Annotated in this window: 6 protein-coding genes and 1 pseudogene; 2 read left to right on the top strand and 5 right to left on the bottom strand. The window is 42.2% G+C overall.

Going from position 1 to position 8,421, the window contains the following annotated elements:
* Nucleotides 1-52: 52 nt before the first annotated feature.
* The 4 genes and pseudogenes from AAFM34_RS19580 to AAFM34_RS19565 form a co-directional block, all read right to left on the bottom strand.
* A pseudogene (locus AAFM34_RS19580) lies at nucleotides 53-1,381 on the bottom strand (molybdopterin cofactor-binding domain-containing protein); the annotation flags it as partial.
* Nucleotides 1,374-2,807: a xanthine dehydrogenase small subunit gene (gene xdhA, locus AAFM34_RS19575; protein ID WP_341665727.1), complete on the bottom strand. Its 1,434-nt coding sequence runs from the start codon at nucleotides 2,805-2,807 to the stop codon at nucleotides 1,374-1,376. The gene xdhA and the pseudogene AAFM34_RS19580, both read right to left, overlap by 8 nt.
* Before the next feature lie 282 nt (nucleotides 2,808-3,089).
* Entirely contained in the window at nucleotides 3,090-4,676 is a 1,587-nt protein-coding gene (locus tag AAFM34_RS19570; RefSeq protein WP_341665725.1) for a S8 family peptidase, read from the bottom strand.
* 336 nt (nucleotides 4,677-5,012) lie between these two features.
* On the bottom strand, nucleotides 5,013-6,674 hold the full coding sequence (locus tag AAFM34_RS19565; protein ID WP_341665723.1) for a methyl-accepting chemotaxis protein: 1,662 nt from the start codon (nucleotides 6,672-6,674) through the stop codon (nucleotides 5,013-5,015).
* Nucleotides 6,675-7,160: 486 nt separating this feature from the next.
* Between AAFM34_RS19565 and AAFM34_RS19560 the strand changes: the two genes are divergently transcribed.
* Nucleotides 7,161-7,517, top strand: coding sequence for a YibL family ribosome-associated protein (locus AAFM34_RS19560; RefSeq protein ID WP_341665721.1), 357 nt, complete (start codon nucleotides 7,161-7,163; stop codon nucleotides 7,515-7,517).
* A 134-nt stretch (nucleotides 7,518-7,651) separates the two neighbouring features.
* Nucleotides 7,652-8,143 carry a GNAT family N-acetyltransferase gene (locus tag AAFM34_RS19555; protein WP_341665719.1) on the top strand — a complete coding sequence of 164 codons (492 nt, stop codon included), beginning with the start codon at nucleotides 7,652-7,654 and terminating at the stop codon, nucleotides 8,141-8,143.
* 69 nt (nucleotides 8,144-8,212) lie between these two features.
* Here AAFM34_RS19555 and AAFM34_RS19550 read toward each other — a convergent pair whose 3' ends face one another.
* Entirely contained in the window at nucleotides 8,213-8,416 is a 204-nt protein-coding gene (locus AAFM34_RS19550) for a hypothetical protein (protein WP_371833288.1), read from the bottom strand.
* Between the last annotated feature and the right edge of the window lie 5 nt (nucleotides 8,417-8,421).

Below are 8,421 nucleotides of genomic sequence, written 5' to 3'. Positions count from 1 at the left end.
GATGGGATCATTCAATTGATCTGCCGATTAATGTTTAACTGATCGGCATTAGAGTAATAGCCAGGCCTTTTTTAAGAATTGGACTTTGCTTATTGTATTGATTAATGGACTTGCGACGAGCTTGATATTTACAGTCCTTAACCAGCTTATTGGTAATAGTCGCTAAACAGTTATCTTCAATTTTTTGATGGTAGTGAGTGACGTTTCGCCCTTTTTCACCGTAATAATTGGCTTTTCGGACCTCTAAGGGATCTTTTTTCAGGTAGTGGGCGATTTCATCCATGATGTGCTCTATCGTCATCATTCCCTGTGGCCCACCGAAGCCTCTAAAGGCAGTATTAGAGGCTTTGTTTGTCATGCACCTATGGCCGGTAACACTTGCGGCACCGAGATAATAGGCGTTGTCCGAATGAAACATGGCGCGATCGACAATTGAACTTGATAAATCTGGCGAGTACCCACAGTCGCCTGAAACAACAATATCCACACCTTCTATTACGCCATCATCATTGAATCCAACTTTATACTGGTTGTAGAACGGGTGTCTTTTACCAGTGATCATCATATCTTCCATGCGAGGGAGACGTAGTTTGGTTGGGCGCTGAGTGATATTAGCGATTACGGCGGCAATGCAGGCAGGTATCGCTGCCTGCGTTTCTTTACCACCAAAGCCGCCCCCCATTCTGCGTATCTCAACCACCACTTTGTTGTTCGGTAAATTGATAACCTGAGCGACTTTATGCTGCACCTCGGTCGGGTTTTGTGTTGATGAGAAGACTTGCATACCACCGTCTTCTGTCGGTATGGCACAGCTTACTTGAGTTTCGAGATAAAAATGTTCTTGTCCACCAATTTCAAGCTCCCCTTCAATAATGTGTTTGGCGCGCTTAAATGCGTTTGGAAGACTACCTCTTTTCTGCTGGTGGCTTTCATTGACAAATTGCTTTTGTTTTAATGCCTGTTTAACGTCTAGCTGATGTGGAAGAGGTTGATATTCTATGATGGCTGCTTGTGCTGCAGCTCTTGCTATGTCTATAGAGCTGGCTGCAACGGCAAATATAGGTTGGCCATAATATTGGACTTGACCGTCTGCGAGTAAAGGGTCGCCGGGTAAAATCGCGCCTATGTCTATATTTCCTGGAATGCTTTGGTGTGTAATAACGCATGCGACGCCTGCCAAATCATAGCAGGGAGAAACATCTAACTTAGTGATGTTTGCATGAGCGTGAGTACTTGTTCCTATATACACATGTAGCTGATTGGGATATTCAATTTGGTCATCAACATAAATAGCGTCGCCCGTCACCTGTTTGCGAGCACTATCGTGTTCGACGCTTTTCCCGATGCCTGTTTTGAGCGTTTGTTTGCGTGATTTAGACATAGGTGGTCACTCGGGTTTCAATTTGACTATTGAGATACTTATGTTCGATAAATAGACGTTGGAGCATGTTTGCTGCAGTCACTGAGCGATATTCTTTACTGGCTCGAAAATCGCTCAGTGGTTCGAAATCTTTGTTTAATGATATCGTTGCAGAGTCAATCGTCTCCTGACTCCATGCATTACCTATCAGTGTACTTTCGCATTGAGTAGCTCGCTTGGGAGTTTCAGCCATTCCACCGAAAGCGATCCGAGCACTAACGATTTTGTTATTTTCAATTTCAATGTTGAAAGCGCCACAAACAGCAGATATGTCATCATCGAGACGCTTAGAAAGTTTATAGGCACGGAAAAAGTTATGTTTTTGGAGTTTAGGTATATGGATTTGCTCAATAAACTCGCTTTTTTGTTGTGCTGTAACTTTGTAACGCACAAAGAAATCTTCGATAGGTAAAATCCGGGTGTTATTACCAGAGCGAAGCTTAAGCTTTGCATTTAGTGCGATAAAAAGCGGGGCAATATCACCAATCGGTGAGGCATTTGCGATGTTACCACCCAGAGTGCCTAAATTACGTATCTGAGGAGAGGCGAATCGGTGCAGTAGATCACTAAAGTCTGGAAATAGGTTTACTAACGCTTGTGCTGCATCTGTGATATTAGTGTTGGCACCAATAACAAGCATGTCTTCTTTTTCGAAACACACCTTCATATCTTCGACCAAGTGTAAGCAAATTAAAGTGTCAATTTTTTTGTGTTGTTGAGTGACTTCTAAAGCGAGATCAGTGCCTCCAGCAACCAGTTTGGCTTTTGGGTTTACACTGTAAACTTTAGCAAGTTCTTTAGTGCTGCGTGGCAGGTAGGCCGTAAGCTTGTCATATCTCAGTGAAGCTGCTTCTTGGTTAAGCGCCGCTAGTTGCGAGACAGTATTTCTCTCTGAAGAAGAAAAGTTATCGACTAAAGATTTGTTAGACCTTAGAGAGAGTACGGCATCTAGAATACTTCTGTAGCCAGTGCAGCGACACAGATTTCCAGCTAGTGATTCTAATATGTCTTGCTTACTGGCGTTGGGCTTATTCTTTACAAGTGCAAACATAGACATTATAAAGCCGGGGGTGCAATAACCACACTGAGAGCCATGAAAATCAACCATCGCCTGCTGAACAGGATGCAACTGATTGTCTTGGCATAAATCCTCAACAGTGATGAGTTGTTTTCCATGTAAGTAAGATATGAATGTAATGCAGGTGTTAATAGAGCGATATTGAAGATGATTGTTTTTGACTTCAGCTAAAACTGCTGTGCAAGCACCGCAGTCTCCAGACGCACAGCCCTCTTTTGTACCTGTCTTATAGATATGCGTTCTTAAGTATTGAAGCACCGTCATATTAGGTGAAATTTGATGTTCTTGTTTGACTTCTTGATTGAGCATGAAAGTAATCAAGAGACCTCCAATTTAGCACAGTTACGAGCTTTTGCTTGGCGGATGAGATAATGCCAAGAAGTTTATTGTTAATATTAAGTATATGAATAAAGGTCGATATTTTCTAACATCGAGTCAAAGTAATTAACATGTTCAATCAAAATCTGTGGAAGGTTATCTACTGTCGAGAGCTGATTTAATCCTAAGTTATAAGACAAATATATTGTTTAGTGGATGAAATACCAGCCAACTATGGTTGACTGGTATTATGCTTCGATTGGACGTTACTAGTTAATAACTCGCTTTCAGAGTAACTCCACTATAAGTGCTGTAGGCATTAAGCATAATGTGATAGCGACCATTTTGTGTATTTGATATGGTGCAAACTTCGTTATTTCCATATCGATAAGGGCGACAGTCCCAAGTACCGGTTGTTGGTTGCGCACCAAAGCGTACATATAGATCTGCATCACCAGAGCCACCTGTCGTTGTTACACTGAGCGAACGGCCAGCAGGCACATCAATATAGTACTGTTTTTGTGCACCACGGCTCGCGTTGATATTGCTGACAGGGGTTCCATTGTTCAGTTCACCATCAGGGGTTGGCGTTGGGTTATCACAGTCTGGTTCACAGCCGCTACCATTGAGGCTATATGCGAGTTTGTTAACCGTTCCTTTGGTATTGGATATCTTACCTGATGTCGCACGTGTGCTAATAAGGTTAGATACCTGTGAAGGTGATAATGCATTATTCTCATGAAGGTAAAGAGCAGTGACACCAGCGACATGAGGTGCAGCCATTGAGGTACCGTTAATTGTCCTATACCCACCTCCTATCCATGCTGATTTAATGTTTGAACCAGGAGCAAATACATCTACACAGCTTCCCCAATTTGAGAAGCTTGATCGGCTATCACTGCTAGTACTGGCACCTACTGTTACTGCACTTTGCTCACGAGCTGGTGAAGAGTTACAAGCATCAGCATCTGAGTTACCTGCCGCTAATACAAATGTAATTCCAGACTGTACAGCACTTGCTACCGCACTATCTAGTGAGCTAGATACGCCTCCGCCTAAGCTCATGTTAGCGACTGATGGGCCAGAAGCATTGGCTGCAACCCAGTTTACACCACCAATTACCCCTGAGTTAGAACCAGAACCGCGACAACTGAGCACTCGGACACCCACAATATTGGCATTCTTTGCTACGCCATATTGGTTACCAGCAATGGTGCCCGCAACGTGCGTACCATGTCCGTGACAGTCAGAGCTGTCGTTATCATTATCAACAAAGTCGTAGCCTGAAGTTGAACGACCACCAAACTCACTATGATTGTTTTCTACGCCAGTGTCGATGACATATGCGGTGACTCCTGATCCGTCATAATTGTATGTGTAGCTGCCGCTAAGCGGTAAATTTCGTTGATCTATACGATCTAAACCCCAAATGGCATTGGTTTGGGTGCCCTCGTCAGAAAAGACAGGATCGATAGATACGATTCTGTCTTGCTCTATATAAGCGACTTGTGGATCTTCACGAAGTGCTTTGAGCTGTTCCTTAGTCAGAGTGGCAGAAAATCCACTCAAAACGTGATCGTATATCCTCTCTGTTTTAAGCGAGTGTTGGTTGGCTAATCCAGTTACAGCTTGCCGAGTAAACTCAACAAAAGCTTGTGAACCTTCAAGCAACATTTCTGGTTTTTTGAGCACCACGATGTATTTATTTTTTATTCCCTTTTCATCTTCGACTGTGAGCAAAGGTGCAAGATTTTGACCTTCAGCTAAGACCGATTTCACCTCGCCTTGTTGTGCAAGCGCCAAGCCAGACATAACTGAAAGAGCTGAGGCGATACAACAACTTATAATATTTTTATACATGTTATTTTCCTTTGGATAATAAAAAATATTGTTGAACATGGCCTACGACAAACATCAAGCATTTGATATTTTTTGGCTCCTGAAGAACCTATCTACAAGTTACGCATAAATTACACACATGGAAAAATCGGGGCATTTAATTATGCTGAGTTGTCAATAAGTTTGCGTGTGATTTATGGAAATGTGTGAAAGCTAAATATGAGGTCACTTTTTTATTGAGACGCACTTCAATAATCAGAGCCTTTACTCTATGAACTGTTGTGGACGTGCTAAGGGTGAGTGAGTCGAAAGAAAGGGGAAAATTTAAGGCCTGCTGCTAGCAGGCCTTGTGAATTGCTAGACTTTAAATCGACCAACTAAATCGTAAAGCTCGTTGGCTCTGTGGTTGAGTGCTTGGCTACCTGCTTTATTTTCATTCGCCAATTCCGCTGATTGAGAGCTTTGATCTGAGATAACCACAATACGTTCAGAGATCTCTTGACCTACTATGCTTTGCTCTTCTGTTGCGGTAGCAATTAGGGAGTTCATATCCATAATGGTGCCAATAGATTCCTGAATTTGGACCAGAGCTTTGGCAGCTGCGTTTGCTTCTTCTACCGTACTAGCACCACGCTTTTGACTTGACTCCATCGCTTTTACTGCGTCATCAGAAGCGGATTTGAGTTGCTCGATCATTTCATGAATTTCACCAGTACTATCTTGTGTGCGGCTGGCCAATTTACGAACTTCGTCAGCAACCACAGCGAAGCCACGGCCTTGCTCACCTGCCCGAGCTGCCTCTATTGCGGCGTTAAGTGCCAATAGATTAGTTTGCTCAGCAATATCTTGGATGACCTCAAGAGAAGAGGATATATTCTGAACATCACCTTCTAAGCGAGAGATGACGCCATTGGCTTGAGATACTTCTTCTGCTAGAGCTTCAACTGATTTTGCGGCTGAGTTAACGATATTTTGCGCATCTTTGGCATTGTCGTCTGCTTCTTTGGCTGAGTCTGCCGCTTGACTGGCGTTGTTCGATATTTCTGATGCAGTGGTTGTCATTTGGGTCATTGCTGTAGCAACTTGCTCTGTCTCTTCGCGTTGTCCTGATGCAAGTTCATCAACTTTACCAGCACGTCCTGACATGTTTGTTGTTTCTGAAACCACTTGTTGGCCTACCTCACTCACACTGCGAATGATGGTTTGCAGGCTTTCAACAAAAGCGTTGAAGTTTTTACTTAATTGGGAAAACTCTGGTGCTTTGAAATCTTCCATCCGTGCGGTAAGGTCGGCATCTCCGCTGGCAAATGAGCTGATTGATGCGTCGAATAGCTCAAGTGGTTTGAGGATAGTACGATTGACTCCAACGGAAAACACAGCAACAACGATTGCAATGACGATACAGAAAAGAATGATAGCAGATAAGGTTTCTTGCAGAGCTTCATTGGTCGTGCTTTCCATCTCGGCGACTATTTCATCGATATCGTCAGTATAAAAACCCGTTCCCAACATAAGGTCCCATTCAGAGATGTAGATGGAGTACGCAAGTTTAGGTAATGCTTCCGTTTCCCCAGGTTTTGGGAAGTAGTAAGTTGTAAAGTCCCCGGTTTTAGCATTTCGAACTAAATCCCTAATAAGGTAATTACCTTTCTTGTCTTGAAGATCCCAATAATTATCACCCACACCGGCCATTGTACTGCCCTGAATTTTCCTTATACCTTTGGAATCATATCCAAACATATAGCCGGTTTTACCATATTTTAGTGACCGGAGGATAGGAGCTGCTTCTTCGAGAGTTGCACCTTTGTCCAGCAAAGGCTGAACAGCAGACTGTGCCATCTGAAGATAGTGCTTAAGCTCTTCCTTCTTCATGTGCATCATGTTGCTTCTGGTGACTTCGATTTGTTGAGCATTGAGCTCGTTAGTTTTTACATAGGTAAAGCCAAGCATGCCTAATGCTATTACAAGCAATGGGACCAGTGCCAATATATAAAGGCGGCTTCGAATAGTAAGGCTCATACAAACATCCTGTTTTCAACGGTTCTTAGGGCGCCAGTGTTAGTGCCAAATTATAATTTGTCGAACTTAGCTCTCGCTCTTATCGAGGGACTGATGTGATAAAGAGAATAGAGCCAGTTCAACCATTTACTACATTAAGATTAGACAAGATGTCAGCCTAGGTATGCCTTTATTGATAAAATAGTTTTTATAAGTTTGGGGAGTGGAGCAGTTTAATTCGAGACTGATGAGATGTAGCTTATTTTTTTGTTATTTATGTCAGTATATTAAGAGGCCCACACTTATAAGCGGCTGTTGTAGTTATGTGATGTTTCATACTGGACAGATGAGTTTTTCTTAACTCAAATAGCCATAGGTATTACGTCAACATTCGGCTTACCTCGTCGGACTATTGTTTCCATGCTGTCGATCTTGGTTCTTAAGCAATACAGAGCTACCTATTTATGATAAACTCGCCGACCTTTTTGATTTTTAGAGCACAAGCTAATGAGCACTAAGCAAGAGTTGCAAAACCTTAATAATCGTCTCGATAAATATAATCGCAAGCTAGATTCTGCGAAGGCTCGTGGCGATCAAGAAATGATCACCAAATATACTGATGAAATAGATAAACTTGCTAAGAAAGTTCATGCGATCAAAAGCAAACAATCCTATGACTTAAACAAGGAACGTAAAAAACTGAAAGCAATGGCCTTTTCTCGTGAAATCACCAAGGCAGAACAGGCTGATATTGGAAAATTAAAAAAGTCAGTTAAAGGTTTAGTCTTGGTACATCCTATGACGAAACTAGGTAAGTTTTTGGAACTAAGTGTGATGACGGGCTACGCTTCGAAGCCTTTTTAATCCTAGTACCATCATTGACAGTAATATAAATACCCCTATCATACTATTCGGCTAGCAGTCACTTCTATCACGTTGATATAAAATGATATATATATTATTTTGTTGTCTCGATATGATCTGTTTCAGGAAGTAACATGAGTGACCAAAGACTTGAAATTGTTCCAATTATCCCAGTATATGATGCAGCAATATGCGAGATCATTAAGCGGGTAGGTGAAGAGTACGGTGCGGTTGGAGACGGTTTTGGTCCATCAGACGCCGAAGTAGAAAATATGAGTCAGTATTATTTGCCGGAAAAGCACTCTTTGTATTTAGTTGCTTTACTGGATGGCCAAATAGTCGGTGGCTGTGGCCTTGCTCCATTTTCTGATGATGGGAAAGTATGTGAACTCAAAAAGCTTTTCTTGCTAAAAGAAAGTCGAGGGCTTGGGCTGGGAAAGCAGCTATCTCATCAATGCCTTGAGTTTGCTAAGCAACAAGGATTTGAGCAATGCTATCTAGATACTCTGTCGAATATGTCTCAAGCGATTAAGTTATATGAAAGTCTTGGTTTCGAGCACTTGTCTTCACCGCTGGTAGGCACCTTGCATGGTGGATGTGATGTATGGATGCTTAAACACCTCTAATATTTTTACTCGCAAGGGTAACGTAAAATTAGGCCTAGCACAGTAGGCCTAATTTAATCACTGGGTTTTCTATAAGTCCATTAAACTCTCGATTGACTCTTCCACCGATAAGTTATAGTACGAGCGTATTATTTTCCCATCAACGGCGTCGATCAATATGTTACTGATCCCGGAGGTGCCGTGTTCTTCGATCATCTTGAGACTCTTTTCAACATTGTGATACGTGAGTTTGTGATTATTTGTGAGCACGATAGTGCATGTATGTAAGTTCATAGCCA

This window comes from Vibrio sp., from assembly GCF_038138445.1.
Taxonomy (GTDB): Bacteria; Pseudomonadota; Gammaproteobacteria; order Enterobacterales; family Vibrionaceae; genus Vibrio.
This window is presented reverse-complemented; position numbering and strand designations above follow the sequence as displayed.

Coding starts and splice junctions, on each gene's coding strand:
- AAFM34_RS19555 (WP_341665719.1), top strand. CDS start 7,652: ATGAGTGACCAAAGACTTGAAATTGTTCCAATTATCCCAGTATATGAT.
- AAFM34_RS19565 (WP_341665723.1), bottom strand. CDS start 6,674: ATGAGCCTTACTATTCGAAGCCGCCTTTATATATTGGCACTGGTCCCA.
- AAFM34_RS19560 (WP_341665721.1), top strand. CDS start 7,161: ATGAGCACTAAGCAAGAGTTGCAAAACCTTAATAATCGTCTCGATAAA.
- AAFM34_RS19550 (WP_371833288.1), bottom strand. CDS start 8,416: ATGAACTTACATACATGCACTATCGTGCTCACAAATAATCACAAACTC.
- AAFM34_RS19570 (WP_341665725.1), bottom strand. CDS start 4,676: ATGTATAAAAATATTATAAGTTGTTGTATCGCCTCAGCTCTTTCAGTT.
- xdhA (WP_341665727.1), bottom strand. CDS start 2,807: ATGCTCAATCAAGAAGTCAAACAAGAACATCAAATTTCACCTAATATG.